Annotated in this window: 13 protein-coding genes; 8 read left to right on the forward strand and 5 right to left on the reverse strand. The window is 37.0% G+C overall.

What is annotated here, in order from left to right; genetic code table 11:
- Positions 1 to 128 precede the first annotated feature (128 nt).
- The gene (locus ACFIJR_RS00535) at positions 129 to 1,835 is read right to left on the reverse strand and encodes a hypothetical protein (RefSeq protein WP_375653201.1); all 1,707 of its coding nucleotides are present in this window, start codon (positions 1,833 to 1,835) and stop codon (positions 129 to 131) included.
- Positions 1,836 to 2,189: 354 nt separating this feature from the next.
- Between ACFIJR_RS00535 and ACFIJR_RS00540 the strand changes: the two genes are divergently transcribed.
- From ACFIJR_RS00540 to ACFIJR_RS00575, 8 genes are all read left to right on the forward strand, one after another.
- Positions 2,190 to 3,962 (forward strand): SLC13 family permease, encoded by a 1,773-nt coding sequence (locus ACFIJR_RS00540; RefSeq protein ID WP_375625671.1) that lies wholly within the window; start codon positions 2,190 to 2,192, stop codon positions 3,960 to 3,962.
- A 584-nt stretch (positions 3,963 to 4,546) separates the two neighbouring features.
- Positions 4,547 to 5,218 (forward strand): tetratricopeptide repeat protein, encoded by a 672-nt coding sequence (locus ACFIJR_RS00545; protein ID WP_375625149.1) that lies wholly within the window; start codon positions 4,547 to 4,549, stop codon positions 5,216 to 5,218.
- Between the two features lie 4 nt (positions 5,219 to 5,222).
- A complete protein-coding gene (gene der, locus ACFIJR_RS00550; protein ID WP_375651589.1) occupies positions 5,223 to 6,647 on the forward strand; it encodes a ribosome biogenesis GTPase Der in 1,425 nt (474 codons plus the stop codon).
- Positions 6,648 to 7,680: 1,033 nt separating this feature from the next.
- Positions 7,681 to 8,115 carry an AtpZ/AtpI family protein gene (locus ACFIJR_RS00555; RefSeq protein ID WP_375625147.1) on the forward strand — a complete coding sequence of 145 codons (435 nt, stop codon included), beginning with the start codon at positions 7,681 to 7,683 and terminating at the stop codon, positions 8,113 to 8,115.
- Between the two features lie 7 nt (positions 8,116 to 8,122).
- Positions 8,123 to 8,881, forward strand: coding sequence for a F0F1 ATP synthase subunit A (locus tag ACFIJR_RS00560; protein ID WP_375625192.1), 759 nt, complete (start codon positions 8,123 to 8,125; stop codon positions 8,879 to 8,881).
- A 54-nt stretch (positions 8,882 to 8,935) separates the two neighbouring features.
- Positions 8,936 to 9,166, forward strand: a complete 231-nt coding sequence (locus ACFIJR_RS00565; RefSeq protein WP_005773968.1) for a F0F1 ATP synthase subunit C — start codon at positions 8,936 to 8,938, stop codon at positions 9,164 to 9,166.
- A gap of 133 nt (positions 9,167 to 9,299) precedes the next feature.
- Complete coding sequence (locus ACFIJR_RS00570; RefSeq protein WP_375625674.1) at positions 9,300 to 9,866, forward strand: F0F1 ATP synthase subunit B; 567 nt, start codon at positions 9,300 to 9,302, stop codon at positions 9,864 to 9,866.
- A gap of 11 nt (positions 9,867 to 9,877) precedes the next feature.
- Positions 9,878 to 10,372 (forward strand): F0F1 ATP synthase subunit B, encoded by a 495-nt coding sequence (locus ACFIJR_RS00575; protein ID WP_375625676.1) that lies wholly within the window; start codon positions 9,878 to 9,880, stop codon positions 10,370 to 10,372.
- Positions 10,373 to 10,495: 123 nt separating this feature from the next.
- Here ACFIJR_RS00575 and glyS read toward each other — a convergent pair whose 3' ends face one another.
- The 4 genes from glyS to ACFIJR_RS00595 form a co-directional block, all read right to left on the reverse strand.
- Positions 10,496 to 12,718, reverse strand: coding sequence for a glycine--tRNA ligase subunit beta (gene glyS, locus ACFIJR_RS00580; protein ID WP_375648116.1), 2,223 nt, complete (start codon positions 12,716 to 12,718; stop codon positions 10,496 to 10,498).
- A complete protein-coding gene (locus tag ACFIJR_RS00585; protein ID WP_375625678.1) occupies positions 12,718 to 13,659 on the reverse strand; it encodes a glycine--tRNA ligase subunit alpha in 942 nt (313 codons plus the stop codon). The genes glyS and ACFIJR_RS00585 overlap by 1 nt, the downstream gene beginning before the upstream one ends.
- 92 nt (positions 13,660 to 13,751) lie before the next feature.
- Entirely contained in the window at positions 13,752 to 15,446 is a 1,695-nt protein-coding gene (locus ACFIJR_RS00590; RefSeq protein WP_375625142.1) for a tetratricopeptide repeat protein, read from the reverse strand.
- Between the two features lie 95 nt (positions 15,447 to 15,541).
- The gene (locus tag ACFIJR_RS00595) at positions 15,542 to 16,618 is read right to left on the reverse strand and encodes a polyprenyl synthetase family protein (protein ID WP_375625680.1); all 1,077 of its coding nucleotides are present in this window, start codon (positions 16,616 to 16,618) and stop codon (positions 15,542 to 15,544) included.
- Positions 16,619 to 16,742 lie beyond the last annotated feature (124 nt).

Below are 16,742 nucleotides of genomic sequence, written 5' to 3' on the forward strand. Positions count from 1 at the left end.
CAATTTTAGGATTCTATATTCTCTGTGTAAATGACTTTATATGATACCTTCTGTATCATATAAAAGCAAAAAGAGGAATAAAGTTCTTAATTTATAGACAAGATCATCATATTTAAAGCACAAAATGTTTAAGGTGATGCTTCATTTTTAATAGTGAGATGTACTTTGTTTAAAGCCTTGGATAGATCATTTTGTAGAGCTGATTCGAGATCAACCATTGTGAGCCCTTTATTATCTTTTGCTTTAATTTTAACAATCAATGTTTGTGGATTTTTAGCAAATTCCCCTAAGGATTTTGAAATTTTTTCTGCTTCGTCATGATTTTTTAGCAGCATTTTTGGGGTCTGCGTCATCATTAGATAGAAATCGTCATAGAGTTCCTTTTTAAGATCATGTTGGCTGTCATTAAGATTTTGCGCAAGATAAGAAAAAAGCTTATCAATGAAACCTGCATCCCTATATTGCACATCAATTTCATTGATGCCAAAGTCTTGAGAAGCAGCAATCATTACATTTTGCTGACCAGAAAAAAGCTTTTCATCAACATCAATAACCTTAGCCGATATGTTACCAGATCCAACGTCTTTCATATTGAAAGACATTGCATCAAGAAGGAGCATACGTTTTTTTTCATCGTAAGAAATATCAATTTTTCCTGAAATGTCAAAGCGCTCAAAGTTCAGATTTTTGAAGAACTCTAAGTCTTTTTCATTCATTTTTTTAGGTAGAACGGAAAGGTTATTGAGAGAAAGAAAAAGCTTTTTGGGGATAGGTTGTTTCCACAAGGTTGGTTTAAATTGGAGTGATTCGAGTGTTGCTTTCAACTGCGGTATATCAACGGTGACATTATCAACTTTGGCATCCGCTGAGGTAATGGCGAGCAGTATGTTTAGAAGAAGACCATTTTGTGCTATTTTTTCAGCGATTTTATTATTCTCTTTTCTTGCATTAAGATAAGCTTTGATTAATTTTTCAGGAGTTTGTTCAAGCGGCTTCATTTTTAAACCAGATGTTTTAAACTGTCCGAGGAAGAAAGAACTACTTTTTCCCGCTTCTTCAAACACATCGATACTTACATTATTCAGAGAAATGGGGCCAGTAACGGCTTTATCTTGGTTAAGAGCGTCGTTTTTTCCAAAAATGATAGAATAGGCATAGTTGATGTCGATATCATGAGCTTTTATTGTATCACTTTTAGCCATAAGCTGCATCTGTTTGGCACCATTTACTGCAACTGTTTTAAGATCCATATTTTTAATACTAACTGAACGGATATGGCCATTTTTAAAATCAGAAAGCTGGAAATTCTTGACTTCAACCGTTTCTATTCGGTTATTTTTATTTTCTATAGAAAGTTGTATATTGGGAGCAATAATTGAGGAAAGCTCAATACGCATCATTGATTGTAAAAGCCGTGATGTTATCGTTCTATCTTTTTCTTTTAAGGATACACTCCGAAGAGAAATTTGGGGAATTTGCACATGAATATTATTATGCTTTAAATCAACATTATAAAATGTAAAAGTTCCGGGAATAAAGGAAAGGGGAGGACGGGCAGAAATGGCACCAATTCTAAGTGATGTACCAGCTGGGACGGGTAATGTCACATTCTTCAAATTGACTCTACCTAGAATGCTTACTTCAGATGTTAGGGCTTTTATACCACGACGGGCTATTTCTTGTTTTACAAAACTGTCAAGATAGGGTTTTGCGATATAAAATCCACCAACAATTATAATTGCCAAGATAGCAACAAATCCAATAATACAAGTGAGCCAATATCTGAGGTTACTTTGATACCCACTATTAAGATTGACCATTCTTTCTTCTTTCATTTTTATCACTCTTTGAATTGAGAGTGAAGATAAATTCTTTTAAGCAACGACAAAGGTTTAAATATAGCGTGTACCAGTTTCAACAATTATCTACTCTCTATATTAGAGTTATTCTCATCTTTTTTGCAATATAGCTTGATCAACTTTTATCAATTTTCTTTGAGTTTAGCACTTTATAGAAAAGAACGCATAATAAGGAGAGGTAAGTTTATGCGCATCATAATTTTTTATCACTTTAAGATTATCCTAAAATATTCCGATGTCTGCTTTTATCTTGCTGCTGTTTATAGGAATATTTAAAACATAAAAGATATGTTTTTGTACATTATAATTTAATGGGGAGAGGTGAGTGTTATGACAGAAAATCAAATAATGGCTTTTTCGATCATTGGTCTCATGATGGTTGTTTTTATTTGGGATCGATTTCGTTATGATCTTGTTGCTATTTGTACGTTATTAATAGCTTGTGCTCTTGGTCTTGTCAGTCCGAAGGAAGCTTTTGGCGGTTTTAGTAATGATATTGTTATTATCGTGGGGAGTGTGTTTGTTGTCAGTACGGCCGTATCGCGCTCTGGTATAATGGAATTTATTATTCAACGGATATGGCCAGACGTGAAATCTGTGCGTCTTCAATTAGCTTTTTTAGTTCTTTCTGTTGTCGTATTATCAATGTTTGTTAAAAACATTGGTGCTTTGGCGATTATGCTTCCGATAGCTTTTCAGTTTGCACGTCGTTCTCAGGTTTCTCCTTCTGTCTTTTTGATGCCCATGGCCTTTGGTTCTTTGTTGGGGGGGCTTATGACACAGATAGGAACATCTCCCAATGTTGTTATTTCAGCGATGCAAGAACGTTTAGCAGGAACACCTTTTACTATGTTTGATTTTACACCAGTTGGTGCGGTTATTGCGACGGCTGGTGTTGTATATTTGGTCTGTTTTTATTGGCTTTTGCCTGTGCGTGTGCGTTCAGGTGCATCATTTGATGATGCCATTGATATTCGTAATTATGTTGCAGAAGTGCATATTCCAATAAATTCACCGATTATAGGGAAAAATATTGTTGATTTGGTTAAGCCATCAAGTGGTGACGTTATGGTGATTCAAATCATCCGAAACAAAGTATCTATTTCGCCATTACCAGATTTTGTTTTGTCTGAAAATGATATTATTTTGCTGGAAGGGTCGCATACAGGGTTAGATAGCGTGATGAACTCTGCTCGTTTAGAGTTTTCTAAAGGGCGAACTATCGCTGCAGGTGATAAGGACAGTGACATTGATATTATTGAAGCAGTCATTACCCATAATTCACCTCTTATTGGTATTAGTGCGAAAGAGTTTTCTCTATTTGATCGCTATAATGTAAATTTGCTTGCGTTAAGTCGTCAACATGAAAGGGTGCGGGGAAGACTCGATGATATTATTTTTCATCTTGGCGATGTGATTGTTTTGCAAGGACAGGATGCAGTTATTCCAAATTTATTAAGAGAATTGAAATGCTTGCCCCTAGCAAAACGAAATATTGTGTTTGGAAATTTACGACATGGTTTCATCTCTTTAGCTGTTTTATTTATAGCCATTATTTTTACAGCTTTTCATATTGTTCCAGTTGCTTTTTCTTTCTTTTCTGCTGCTGCTGCAATGGTTATCTTTCGCGTTTTGCCTGCGCGTGATCTGTATCAGGCATTAGATGGCCCAATATTGGTACTATTAGCGGCTCTTATTCCAGTGAGTGAAGCGTTAGAGAAAACAGGATGTACAGATCTCATTGGTCAATGGCTGAGCCAATTGGCAATATTTTTTCCGCCATCTGGTGCCTTAGCACTTATGTTGGTGACAGCTATGTTGGTCACGCCATTTTTGAATAATGCAGCAACAGTGATGATGGTAGCACCAATTGCGTCAAGTTTTGCTCATTCCCTTCATTATAAGCCTGAAGCTTTTTTGATGGCTGTTGCAATTGGTGCAGGCTGTGAGTTTCTTACACCTATTGGACATCAAAGTAATATGCTCGTGATGGCACCAGGAGGATATCGTTTTAGTGATTATCCACGTTTGGGTGCTCCATTGGCGGTGTTGATCGTTATTATTGCTGTTCCAATGCTTATGTGGGTTTGGCCCTTACAATAGGATATTTTTAGAAACTTTAAGGATCAATTACAAAAGGTTGTTAATCGTATGAAGATAAGTTGAAGGGATACATTTTGTATAAAGAGCTTTAACTGAAGATTTGAAATTATACCACACTTTATTATGGCACTTCGGTATTTTTGATACAGATAAGATTTATCTATTTGGTTTTAGTAGGTATTCGTGGAAATTTATTTTTTGTTCAAGTTTTTAAAAGAATTGTCTTTTCTATTATAATTCTATAATCCAATACTATCAACGATTGCGTTGAAGACTTTAAAAGATTATCTCTCTATATAATGTGGAGAAAATCCGCTTGAGATGATAGGCAATCATGATAAATATTAAAACAGTGAATTTTTTATAAGACTCAAGACAATATATGTAAAAGCTGTAATGTGAACAAACAGGGCGTTTACATCATTTTCGATTAAGACTGTTGCAAAAATCCGATTTATTTGGCTACATGTTGATTTAAAATAAATAAACGAGCAATTTAAATATTTTTAGTTAATTAGGACTACCATCTTGGTCCATTTATGCGTAAAAGCACAGATAAAGTAACTTTTTTCAAGGTATGATATATGTCGTATGATAGTTTTATTGCTGAAGTGAATGCAGAATTTCGTCAGGAAAAGGCGCTTGCTTTTTGGAGACGGTATGGTTTTTCAATTATTGGAGCAGCTATTCTTTTTATACTCATGATAGTTGCTTATCAAATTTACCATTATCAGCAAATAAAGAAAGCCGGTTATATTGGTGATGCATTTGTAAAAAGTCTTGATTTTGCGGATACACGTCATTTTGATAAAGCGATAAAGCAATTAGAAACTGTTAAAACCTCTCATTTTGGAGGGTATCCTTTTCTTGCTCGTTTACGTGAGGCTTCTTTACTCATGGAGAAGGGTGACATTATTAAGTCAGTGGAGATCTTTGATTCTGTTGCAGCGGATGAGAAAGCACCAGAGATTTTGCAGAAAGTTGCAAAAATTCGGGCGGCTTATATCCTAGTTGATACAGGGACGTTAGCTGATGTTGAAAAGCGTATCAAAGATATGACAAGTGATACCGATCCTATGCATATGTCTGCAAGAGAGGCTTTAGGTTTAGCTGCTTATAAGGCGGATAAAATGGATGAGGCGGTTTATTATTTTAAGAAAATTTCTGAAAAAGGTGCTTCGGGTTCAAAAATAACAGATCGGGCTCGAATAATGCTTGAGCTGATACAAGCTGAGGGCAAGGCAAATAAGGAATAAATCGATGAGCCTTACCATTGCTATCGTTGGTCGTCCTAATGTTGGGAAGTCAACACTATTTAATCGTTTGGTTGGGCAAAAATTGGCTTTGGTTGATGATAAGCCTGGTGTAACACGTGATCGACGTATTCATGCGGCAAAACTTCAAGATCTACGTTTTGATGTGATTGATACAGCTGGGCTGGAAGAAGCAGGTGATCATACACTTGAGGGGCGAATGCGTTCTCATACAAAAGCTGCGATTGATGAAGCGGATCTTATTTTATTTGTATTTGATGCAAAGAGCGGGATAACACCAAGTGATTTAAATTTTGCTTCATTGGTTCGCAAATCAGGAAAGCCAATTGTGCTTGTTGCTAATAAGTCTGAGTCAAGAGCGGCAACAGGAGGAGAGTATGAGGCGTGGTCATTAGGTTTGGGGGAGCCGTGCCCAATATCGGCTGAACATGGTTTGGGACTTAGTGATCTGCGTGATGCAATTATAGATGCTGTGGGGTCAGAGCATGCTTTTGGCAACAACAAAGAAGAAGATATTACGATACAGCCTGCATCTGTTGGTGATGATGTAAACGATTTGGAAGAAGAGGAGCTTATTTACGATGAAAGTAAGCCCATTAGGATTGCAATTGCGGGGCGTCCAAATACAGGAAAATCGACTCTTATCAATAGTATGTTGAAACAAGAGCGCTTGTTAACAGGACCAGAAGCAGGACTTACGCGTGATTCTATTTCTGTAGATTGGGAATGGCGTGGTCGTCATATTAAACTTTTTGATACTGCAGGTTTACGTCGAAAATCGAAAATTCAGGAAAAATTAGAAAAATTATCTGTTGCAGATACTTTGCGTGCTATTCGTTTTGCAGAAGTGGTGGTCATTGTTTTTGATGCAACGATACCTTTTGAAAAGCAGGATTTACAAATTGCTGATCTTGTGATTCGTGAAGGGCGTGTTCCAGTTATTGCTTTCAATAAGTGGGACCTTATTGAAAATAGTCAGACCACATTGATTGATTTGCATGAAAAATGTGCGCGATTTCTTCCTCAAGTTCGTGGTTTGAGAGCTGTTCCTTTATCAGGACAATATGGTCAAGGGATCGATAAACTGATGGAAAATGTCATGATGATGCACCGTGTATGGAATCGTCGCATTTCGACGGCTAAATTGAACCAATGGCTTGGAACTGTTGTGGCTCATCATCCACCTCCTGCGGTTTCTGGACGTCGACTTAAGGTTAAATACATCACACAGGTTAAGACACGTCCTCCTGGATTTATGATTTCTTGCTCGCGCCCCCAAAGTATGCCCCAGTCCTATTTGCGCTATCTTGTCAATGGGTTACGTGAAACATTTGATATGTCTGGTATACCCGTTCGCATATCATTACGAGCCTCTGATAATCCTTTTGCGACACGTTCCAAAAAGAAATGATAACTCTTTAATTTTTTAAGTGAATGAAATCTATACTTAAGAATCTTAAAAATAAGTTTTTTCAATGATCTTTCTTTTCATAAAAGAAAAAATTTTTATTTGCTAAAGTTTTAATTTTATTGATAATCATTTACCATGAGCGCTATTGAATAGAGTTCTCTCATCTTGATAAAGATCATTTATTTGTATGTTATGAGAAGAGTGTGATAGGGGGTATTTAAGAAAGAGTACATCATCCTCTTAATGGGTTATTTAAATGCAAGAATAGATGCAATATGAGGGTAGGGGAATATAGTTATGATGCTCGTTTGAAAAGAAGCATTAAATTATCGCTTCATAAAAATAAAGGCTATGAATAAGCGCTTTTGCTCACAATAGTTTGTTTAAATAAAAAGAAAAAATATTTGCTGAATCTACCGATATTCAATCATAAAGGGCAAAATTCAAAAAAGTGGATTAAAATTGTATAAAGTGGTATGGTGATCTATTTAAAATTTTAGATTTATTAATATCTCGTATTTAAAGAAACCTCTCTTAATACCCTCAAGCTCATTGAGTGATGGGTTCTGTGATGGCATATGTAAAATACTTTGCGAATAGGATCATATAAAAACCATTGATTATTATCATTTTCATAAAATAAAAAGTGCAAGTTTATTTGAATAAAAGGAGCAAAACAACGCTCTCATAATGTTTTTTAGTTTTTTATGTTCTCTTTCAAAACTAGGATTGATATAAAATTTGGAGCCAGAAAATAAGATGGTGTCAGTTTACGCCTTTTGTTAAGTGTAAAAAAGGCTATTCTATGAGTTTTATATTATTCATGGGAGCTGTCGTGAAGTCGGTTTAGGTGCTCAGAATATCTTTTTAAGAAAGCATGTAAATTGAAAAATACGTTATTTATACAATAAAATTTATACGATAATTTGTGATAGATTTTTTTTAGTATCTTGACGAATAAATTCGGGAACAATATGATGCACACGGTTTTATGAAATGCATTCTTACTTTGCTTTTAATTAAGGAGCCAATGATGGCGGTGGGCGAGAGACCCGTTATAAGCCGTAAGGAGGCTGAAGAGGAAAAGCAAGGAGAATGTCTTCATTCAGAGGATTTGGAATGTCGTAGTAGGAACTTAAGCGTAGCTTTAGTGCGCAAGCAGGCATTAAAGAAGCGGGAGCATAAGAATAAGCGGGAAAAATCACAAGGAGGGATGGCAGATGCAATTAAGCTTTCCAGTGAGTTTCTGGCGAGTGTTATAGTTGGTGTTGTTTTGGGGTTGGGGTTTGACAAGTTAGCAGGTTCGTATCCTTGGGGATTGGTATTTTTCCTCTTCTTTGGATTTGCTGCTGGTATAGTGAGTATTCTTCGGTCTGTGGGGTATGTTTCCTCCAGTCAATTGGGAAAAAAAGGCGTATCGCGCCAAGATAAACAAGATAAAGGGGCCAATGAGAGGTCCGATAAATGAGGTTGAAGTGACAGCGCACGCTCCAGATCCTATTCATCAGTTTGAGATTTCAAGGCTGATTAAGATTTCCATAGGAAATATGGATTTATCGTTTACAAATGTATCATTGTTTACAGTCCTCACGGTTGTTATAACTTCTATTTTTCTCTTTATTTCATCATCGAGTCGTGGATTGGTTCCAACGCGGATGCAGTCTCTTTCGGAAATGGCATATGAATTTGTAGCATCGACTCTGCGGGAATCATCTGGTGTGCAGGGAATGCAGTTTTTTCCTTTAGTTTTTTCTCTGTTTACTTTTATTTTGGTTGCTAACTTTATTGGTCTCTTTCCTTATTTTTATACGGTTACGTCTCAAATCATGATCACGTTTTCGTTAGCAATGGTGGTAATTTTGACGGTGATTGGTTATGGCTTTTATAAGCATGGGGTCAGTTTTTTGAAACTGTTCGTTCCCAGTGGAGTTCCTGTTGTGGTTTTGCCTTTGGTGACAATGATTGAGGTTATTTCTTTTCTCTCCCGTCCAATTAGTCTTTCTCTTCGTCTTTTTGCGAATATGCTTGCTGGTCATATTACGCTTAAAGTGTTTTCTGGGTTTGTTGTTTCAATGATTGGGGTAGGACTCGTAGGTGTGGGTGGTTCGATTTTACCGCTTATTATGACTGTAGCAATTACTGCTCTTGAGTTTTTGGTCGCATTTCTTCAGGCTTACGTCTTTACGGTTTTAACTTGTATGTATCTTAATGATGCAATTCATCCAGGACATTAATAGAATTGGCGGTTTTCCGTCGAATAATGCAATTTCGCTTTAAAGGAGAATAACATGGAAATGGTGCTTGCAGCAAAATATATTGGCGCTGGTCTTGCTTGCTTTGGTATGGCTGGAACAGCTTTAGGACTTGGTAATATTTTTGGTAGCTATCTTTCTGGTGCATTACGAAATCCATCAGCGGCAGATAGTCAGTTTGGACGTCTCGTCTTTGGTTTTGCTGTAACAGAAGCTTTGGGAATTTTTTCACTGCTCATTGCTTTACTACTTCTTTTTGGGGTTTAATCATCATCAAAAGGGTATATCTGTTCTTGCACGAGGAAAGGTTTACCCTTTTAGCTCTTAACCAGAGAGAGATGCCAGTCAGTTATCATCGGTTATAGAGGGCTTTAATAAGCTATTTAAAGGGTGAAAGAAGATGTTTGTTTCAAGCGCTTATGCACAGAACACTGAAACGTCGATAGAACATGTTAAAAAGGTGGCAGAGCATGCAAATCGTGTGTTTCCACCTTTTGATTTTGTACATTTTGGTTCGCATTTTTTCTGGTTGGCAATTTCTTTCGGACTTTTTTATCTTTTTATCTCTCGTGTAATTGTACCACGTATTGGTGGTGTTATTGAAACACGGCGAGATCGAATCGCATCTGATTTAGATCAGGCAATGCGCATGAAGCAGGAAGCAGACATTGTTGTTGAAACTTATGAGCGGAAATTAGCAGAAGCGCGTTTGAAAGCGCATGCTATAGCGCAGGTGGCTAGTGAAGAATTAAAAGAAAAAGCAGAGCTTGAACGAAAAGAAATTGAAGAGAGTTTAGAAAAAAAACTCGCAGATGCTGAAAAACAGATAGCAAAAATTCGGGATAAAGCGATGCAAAATGTTGGTTCTATTGCTGAAGAAGTAGCTCTTGAAATTGTGAAAAAATTGATTGACGTTGATATTAGCAAAGAGGCTGTTCGTTCAGTTGTTAAAGCTGCGGATTATTGAGGAAGAGAAAAATGACTGATACTTTTTGGGCATTTGTTGGGTTAGTTCTTTTTTTAGCTCTTTTAGTCTATTTCCAAATTCCACAGAAGCTTATACACCATCTTGATGCACGCGCGAAGCGTATCAAAGATGAGCTGGATGAGGCTCTGCGTCTTCGTGAAGAAGCACAGGAAATATTGGCTGAATATCAACGCAAACATGCAGAAGCAGAAAAAGACGCGCAAGAAATTATTGCAGCAGCAAAACATGAAGTTGAATCTGTTATTGCTGAGGCTCGTACAAAAGCAGAAGAATATGTAAAAAACCGCAATAAATTGGCAGAGCAAAAAATCGCTCAAGCAGAAGCGGATGCGATACGCATGGTTTCTTCATCGGCTATTGATTTGGCAATTTCTACAGCACGTATCCTTATTGCAAAGGAATTAGATTCTAACAAGGCAGATGAACTTATTAAAGAGTCTCTTGAGAAAGAATCATTTATCAAAATGAAAACATATCTTAATTAATGATATTTGAGAGATAAAAATGGCCTCTTTGGTTGCATAATTTTCTCAAGATTAATTAATAAAAGTCATAAAAAAGAAAAATTTATCTTCATTATTTTTACCAGTTAATAGGACATTTTGATTCTAAATGACAAGTTTTGAAAAATCCGCAACCGATTGTGTAACAATGTGAGTACGTTTGAGAAGAGCAAGACGGTTAGCACGAACATCAGGTTTTTTATCATTCACCAATACCTTTTCAAAAAATATATCAATCAATTTCCCAAGTGGCGCTAGCACACTGAGTGCAAATGATAAATTTGTCGCATTGATGGGAGCAAGAGCTTGTTTTTCTACTTCACAGATTGCATGATAGAGCTGCTTTTCTTCTTTCTCGACAAAGAGCTCAGGATTAATTTCATTCGCTATTGCCGTGCTTTTTTGAAATTCATTTTCAAGAATATTGGCAGTACGTTTTACAGAGGCTACAAAGTTCATTCCATCATGGGTATTGATAAAAGCGATAAGCGATTCGACACGACGTGCAACCAATAAAAAATCATCAGAATCTTTATTTAAAATCGCTTCAAGAGCGTCATAACGAGCACCTTCCTCTTTTAGATAGATTTTTAAACGGTCATGAAAAAAGAATAACAGGTCTGATAAAATATATTTTGTTTTTTCTGGAAGTAGATTCTGTAATTGTGAATTTTCTCTTTGAGAAATCTCATATTTATTTTTTTGTTGTAAGAAAAGATTCATTGCGAACTGAAACAGTGGCATAAGATTGATTTTCCAATCTCGCGAAAGTACAAGCCTAATAACTCCCAATGCTGCTCGTCTTAACGCATAGGGATCTTTTGAGCCCGTTGGTTTTTCATTAATGAGCCAAAAGCCAACGAGCATGTCAATTTTGTCGGCGAGCATAACGGTTATAGCAAGCGGTTCTTGTGGAAGACGATCTGTTGGTCCTTGAGGTTTATAATGGTCCTCGATTGCTACAGCTACGCGAGGATCTTCCCCTTGAAGAAGGGCATATTTTTGCCCCATAACCCCTTGTAGTTCAGGAAACTCTCCGACAATTTCTGTTTGCAAATCAGCTTTTGCAAGGATTGCTGCACGTTTTGCTAAAAGAGGATCTGTCTGTATTAAAGGTGCAATTTCTTGTGCGAGTGTAGCAATGCGTTCTACTCTTGCACCTTGCGTACCTAATTTAGCATGAAAAGTTACATTCAAATGATCAAGTCGCGCCATTCTTTGATCGAGAGGTTTTTTTATATCAAGATCAAATTTTTTTATAGAAGATTCTAATTGTTGAATATCAGGCAAATCACGCTGATCGGTTTGCCAAAAATAAAGTGCATCAGAAAGACGGGCACGGACAACCTTACTATTTCCTTTTGAAATTTCTTTGCCTTCATCATTTGAAAGAATATTAGAAACGAGAATAAAATGATGAGAAAGTTTTACTTTTTCTCCTTGTTTACGGGTAACAAAACATTTTTGATTAGCTCGAATGGTCAAGCGAATAATTTCTGGAGGAATATCAAGGAATGATTGGTCAAAATCACCCATCAGGATAACAGGCCATTCAACAAGACCAGCAACTTCTTCTAGGAGGGGATTGTCTTGAACTAGTTCTAAACCGTTGGCAAAGCAGAGATTTTGGGCATCAGCTAAAATAATATTCTTTCGTCTCTCGGCATCCAGAATGACTTTATGGGTTTCAAGTTGAGTAACATAATCATCAAAGCGGCGCACTTGAAATGGCTTTCCATCACTTAAGAAACGATGACCATAAGTTAAATTATTGCTTTTAAGAGAACCAATTGTAAACGGAATAACATGTGTTTCACCAATTTCTGGTCCGAAGACGCAAAGAATGTTTTGTAAAGGTCGAATCCACTTCAGAGCACCATTTTGTGCTGAATCTTTTCCCCAACGCATAGATTTCGGCCACGGAAAGTTGCGGATAATATTCGGTAAAATATCGGCAATAATTTCTTCTGCAGCTCGACCTTTTTTAACAATTTTAGCAATATAAAAATGACCTTTTTTATCATCATGTCCAATATGTGCTTCAGAAATATCGTTTAATCCTGTTGCACGTAGAAAACCATCAATTACATGCTGTGGTGATTTTATACTAGGACCTCTTCGTTCTTCATGGATATCTTTTGAGCGTATTGAAAGTCCGCGTATGTCCAATGTTAGCCGACGAGGTGTCCAATATTCACGAGCAGCTTCATAGATCAATCCAGCATTCACAAGTTGATCTGTAACAGATTTTTTGAGATCAGCAGCAGCTTTTCGTTGCATACGTGCGGGTATTTCTTCACTGAAAAGTTCAAGAAGAAGATCAGACATTAGGCTTCTCCAGTATATATTTGTCCAGCTTCTGTGAGTAAGAAGGCTTCCCCACAACGGCGCGCGAGATCACGAACGCGAAGAATGTAGTTTTGTCGTTCGGTTACAGAAATAACGCCACGTGCTTGCAAAAGATTAAAGATATGGCTCGCTTTAATACATTGATCATAGGCAGGAAAAACACAGCGATGTAATATATTTTCTTTATTTGGTTTTCCAGCATCAAGAAGTGCGCTGCATTCGCGTTCTGCATCGATAAAGTGCTGATGTAGCAGTTTTGTATCAGCAAATTCGAAGTTGTAATATGAGTATTCCTGTTCTGCCTGTAAAAAAATATCTCTATAACTTATTTTGTTTTCTCCCTCCAAACCATTAAAGTTAAGGTCATAGACGTTATCAACCCCTTGGATATACATCGCTAGACGCTCAAGACCGTATGTGAGTTCCCCTGAAACTGGAGCGCATTCAATGCCACAAACTTGTTGAAAATAAGTAAATTGAGAGACTTCCATCCCATCGCACCAGCATTCCCATCCAAGTCCCCAAGCACCAAGGGTGGGACTTTCCCAATCATCTTCAACAAAGCGAATATCATGCAGTTTTGTATCAAGCCCGATAGCTTGTAGCGACTTTATATAAAGTTCTTGTAGATTGAGCGGAGAGGGTTTGAGAAGCACTTGGAATTGATAATAGTGTTGTAAACGATTTGGATTCTTACCATATCGGCCATCTGTTGGACGTCGAGAGGGTTGGACATAAGCAACTTGCCAAGGACGTGGACCTAGAGAGCGTAATGTTGTTGCGGGATGAAAAGTCCCAGCTCCGACTTCCATATCGTAAGGTTGCAAAATTGCACATCCATAGTGTGCCCAATAATTTTGCAAAGTTAAGATTAGTCCCTGAAAAGAACGTTTGGGGTTAAGATGTTCAGGCAGTTTCACGCTTTATACTCTTTATATTGGACTAAACAAAAAACCAAAATAATTTTAGTTTCTCTGTTTATTATTTCATGTGGTTTATGGTTAAGCGTCGTTTATTGCAAACCAAATTTCAACTTTTCTTGAATTTGTTCAGAATTTTCTGGTTTTCCATCAATTGCGTGGTTCCATTGAAAGATTGCTTCACGTTTACGCCCAACTTTCCAATAGGCATCCCCTAAATGATCATTCAGTGTTGGGTCCTCTGGTTGTAATCTGACAGCATTTTCTAATATTTGCACTGCTTTATTATATTCTTTTAGTTTATAATAAGCCCATCCTAAAGAATCGAGAATATGACTGTTGTGAGCTTGCAAAGCAGAAGCTTTTTGCAGCATACGGAGCGATTCTTCAAGCTTTTCACCACGTTCTACAAGGGAATAGGCTAAATAATTAAGAACCTGCGGTTGGTTTGGAAAAAAATCAAGTGATTTTCTCAAGTCAATTTCTGCTTTTGGCCATTGCTTTAAACGTTCAAAAGCAATACCACGCTGATAAAAGAGTTTCCAATCGTCCTGCTGAAAGTTTTTTATCTGGGCAATAGCGGTGTCTAGAGTTTTAATGGCCTCAAGAAATTTATTGTCCTGCATATAAAAAGCAACGAGCGTTATCAAAATATTACGATCATTGGGAAATTTTTCATTTAACAATGTGAGTAATTTTATTGCTTCTTTGTAATTGTTGTTATTGGCAAGAAGGAATGCAAGATGAAGTTGTCCATCTTTATAATAAGCAGATTTAGGGGATAATGCGCGATAAAGTTTAATTGCTTGATGAGGATCACTCAATTTAGCAGAGATGTGTGCGAGCTGAAACAGTGTTGCGTCATTTTGAGGGTATAAGGCGAAAGATAATTGCTTAAAAATACGCGCGATTCGTCCTGAGTTTTTGTGGTTGAGGGCAGTTCCAAAATTATATAATACCTCGGCTGCTCCTTGTTGAGGTGTTTTAATAACTCTCTCTAAGAAAGAATTTTTTTCAATTTTTTCTCGAAAGTTTTTAAGGACTTCTCGACCTGACAACATTTGTTCGCCATGTTGGATTGTTTGAAGAGCTTGGTTACGCATATTATGGCGCAATTGGAATGAGGCATAGGCTATGATAATACGTTCATAGGTATTGGGAGCGATAAGAGTCCCCTGTTTGTTACTAAGTGCTTTAATGAAATATTTTTTTGCATCCTTTGGCTGTTCTGCGAGATCGCTCATAAGTGCTAGATGATAAGATATAAAAAGGTCATACCAGACGGGACCTTTGAGTTTCTTAAGATCAGCGATTGCCTGAGATTTTTGTCCAGATCCAAATTTAATCCAAGCACCGATGAGTTCAGGTATTGGATTATTGGATTTCGGAGGTTCTTTTGATTGCAGAAGAAAATTGGCATTCTTATAGTCTTTTTTGATGAGACTTTCTACTGACAAAGTTAAGGAAACAAAGGGAGTTATAACATCTTGCTCTTTGAGTTTTTGGGCTTGTTGGACAGCTTCTTTAAAGTTTCCGACCGAGAGCATAGCTTCAAGGAGCTCTTTTTGTGTTTCAATGTTATCAGGTTGATAAACGAGTGCTTGTTTAAAGTAATTGATAGCAAGTTCTGTTTTATTTTCATGATTTGCAACCCTTCCAGCTAAATAAGCACCTGTAAATGAGCTTGTATGAATTGCGGTGCTTATTTTACTGTAGGTGGGGAATGGCATCAGCATGATACCCACGATAAAGAGGGTAAAAAGTCGGGATACCGTTGCAGAGCACATGGAGCTAATCCTTTTCAAGATAATTAATCGATGGTGTTGTTTATAGGTCATATCTCATTACTTTATTGAGAAATACTGTGATTCTTGCAAAGAATTCAGTTTACGCGCGCAATACAAAATTCAACAGTTTCAACGAGAGCATTGTAAGCAAGATTTTCGTTCATGGGAACAAGAGCATCAATTGCATGTTTTCCGTAGATGCGTGCTTGTTCTATTGTATCTGTGATACTATCATACTTTTCTATTAAGTGTTGCGCGTGTGCGAAGGCTTCATTATTGTTATTGCCATCTTCAAGTGCTTGTTTCCAGAAATTTTTTTCTACTATATTTCCACGTTCATATGCGATAATAACAGGCATTGTTATTTTTCCTTCTCTAAAATCATCCCCTATATTTTTTCCTAAGTTTTGAGCACTACCGCTATAGTCAAGTGCATCATCAATCAATTGGAAAGCTAAACCTAAAGATGTTCCATATTCACGTAATGAAGAACGCTCTTTATGTCCATAGCCAGCAACAATCGGTCCTACTTCAGCGGCTGCTGAAAAAAGGGCGGCTGTTTTGGCATTGATGATTTTGAGATAGTCTGAAGGGCTGGTTTTGATATTTTTTGCAGCAGAAAGTTGCATAACTTCTCCTTCAGCAATAATTGCAGCAGCATTCGCTAGGACAGAGAGCGCTTCTATGGAACCGACATCGACCATCATTTTAAAAGCCTGACCCAACAGGAAATCACCAACAAGTACACTTGCTTGATTTCCCCAAATCATCCGTGCCGTGGATTTTCCACGTCGCAAATTACTTTCATCAATCACATCATCGTGTAGTAATGTGGCTGTATGCATAAATTCAACAGCTGTTGCGAGTTTTATATGCCCGTCACTTTGATAACCGAACATATGAGCAGAAGCGAGCGTAATCATTGGACGTAATCGCTTTCCACCTGATAAAATAAGATGGTTAGAAATTTCAGGGATCATCTCAACCTCTGATTTTGCCATAGAGAGAATAAATTGATTTACGCGCTCCATATCTTTTTGAGTAAGGTTGACAAGAGATTGAAGAGAAATTTGATTATTTCTTATTTGTTCTGGTTTGATAGCTGCGCTCAATGTGTTTACTCCTAGAGTATTGCAATGGACATATATAAAATTTACTTTATTTACTAGCATAAAGGGGGTTTGGTTTTGACTCAAGCTTTTGATGTCATTTAAAAGTGTTAGCTTGGAATGTTGTTGGCAAGAAATGTTCTTTAGCGAGTGTAATCTTATTGTTATGAAATAATAAAAAATTTAA

The sequence above is a fragment of the Bartonella sp. OD88NMGDW genome (genome assembly GCF_042193775.1).
In the GTDB taxonomy this organism is placed as follows: domain Bacteria; phylum Pseudomonadota; class Alphaproteobacteria; order Rhizobiales; family Rhizobiaceae; genus Bartonella; species Bartonella grahamii.

What these genes read in the sequence shown, in the direction of transcription:
- ACFIJR_RS00565 (WP_005773968.1), top strand. Translation starts at nt 8,936, where the DNA reads ATGGAAATGGTGCTTGCAGCAAAATATATTGGCGCTGGTCTTGCTTGC.
- ACFIJR_RS00540 (WP_375625671.1), top strand. Translation starts at nt 2,190, where the DNA reads ATGACAGAAAATCAAATAATGGCTTTTTCGATCATTGGTCTCATGATG.
- ACFIJR_RS00545 (WP_375625149.1), top strand. Translation starts at nt 4,547, where the DNA reads ATGTCGTATGATAGTTTTATTGCTGAAGTGAATGCAGAATTTCGTCAG.
- ACFIJR_RS00535 (WP_375653201.1), bottom strand. Translation starts at nt 1,835, where the DNA reads ATGAAAGAAGAAAGAATGGTCAATCTTAATAGTGGGTATCAAAGTAAC.
- der (WP_375651589.1), top strand. Translation starts at nt 5,223, where the DNA reads ATGAGCCTTACCATTGCTATCGTTGGTCGTCCTAATGTTGGGAAGTCA.
- ACFIJR_RS00555 (WP_375625147.1), top strand. Translation starts at nt 7,681, where the DNA reads ATGGCGGTGGGCGAGAGACCCGTTATAAGCCGTAAGGAGGCTGAAGAG.
- glyS (WP_375648116.1), bottom strand. Translation starts at nt 12,718, where the DNA reads ATGTCTGATCTTCTTCTTGAACTTTTCAGTGAAGAAATACCCGCACGT.
- ACFIJR_RS00590 (WP_375625142.1), bottom strand. Translation starts at nt 15,446, where the DNA reads ATGTGCTCTGCAACGGTATCCCGACTTTTTACCCTCTTTATCGTGGGT.
- ACFIJR_RS00575 (WP_375625676.1), top strand. Translation starts at nt 9,878, where the DNA reads ATGACTGATACTTTTTGGGCATTTGTTGGGTTAGTTCTTTTTTTAGCT.
- ACFIJR_RS00570 (WP_375625674.1), top strand. Translation starts at nt 9,300, where the DNA reads ATGTTTGTTTCAAGCGCTTATGCACAGAACACTGAAACGTCGATAGAA.
- ACFIJR_RS00595 (WP_375625680.1), bottom strand. Translation starts at nt 16,618, where the DNA reads ATGCTAGTAAATAAAGTAAATTTTATATATGTCCATTGCAATACTCTA.